At 48.6% G+C, this 854-nt stretch carries 1 protein-coding gene; it reads right to left on the bottom strand.

Features of this window, described 5'->3' with window-relative positions; translation table 11 throughout:
• Positions 1–64: 64 nt before the first annotated feature.
• Positions 65–706, bottom strand: coding sequence for a hypothetical protein (locus ACYQ6W_RS22655; RefSeq protein ID WP_459678565.1), 642 nt, complete (start codon positions 704–706; stop codon positions 65–67).
• Positions 707–854: the final 148 nt, after the last annotated feature.

Here is an 854-nt window from a genome sequence, read left to right as displayed (position 1 = left end):
GCTACTCTCGCTGGCCTGCACGTCGTCGCTTTCGCCTGTTTCATGATGAAGCAGGCCGCTCTCCTCATCCCAGGTGCATAACACCCTCTAGCCCAGTCTCTGAATTTAGTTCTTGAACTACAAATCTTGCTAATGCCGGGTCGTAGTACTGGTCGAACAAAAAAAGTGTGCTCTTGTTGGTCTGGACAATTGAGGCACTCAGGGCGCCTCCCGATCCGTGTGGGCTTGTCAATCTCTGGCCATCCCGTGCGTCACGATTGAGCAGGTAGGAAACGGGCCGATAAGCTAGGTCAGTGGGATTGAGTTTAGTCTTGCCAACTCGAGAGCTTAATTTATCGGATATTTCGAGTTGTAGAGTTGCGCTGAGCTCGGAAATGGATTTCCCAACGCTTAGCAAGCTCAACATTTCTTTACACAAAGCACCGCGAACGTATAGACTTAGTTTGATTACCTGCGCTTTTAACTCACCAACTTTTTTGAATTCGTCACTGGATCTAGCATGCCAGCTGTTGTCGGAGTGATTGTAGGGCAGCAAACGGCCATAAAGTATTCGATTTTGAACGACATCACCAAATCGAAGTTGTAAGACCCAAAGCTGAAGAGCGCACGAACGGTCATTCGGAGAAAATAGTCTCCCTAGCCTGCTGTCGTCTACGAGATCAGACAGTGTTAGAGGCGGCAACTTCTGTGAATCTTCGCTTTCCATCTCTAGGTCCTGATCAGCGACGGGATTCTTGATGTTTTCAAGATGACGTTAATCTAGGATCTGTTGACAAAAGAAGGTAGCCACATTTTTGCGGCCGCTATGTTGAGGAAGCTACGGAACGAAAGCGCGGTTTTGTCGTAGCGGGTGG

The sequence above is a fragment of the Acidisoma sp. 7E03 genome (assembly GCF_054665075.1).
This window is presented reverse-complemented; position numbering and strand designations above follow the sequence as displayed.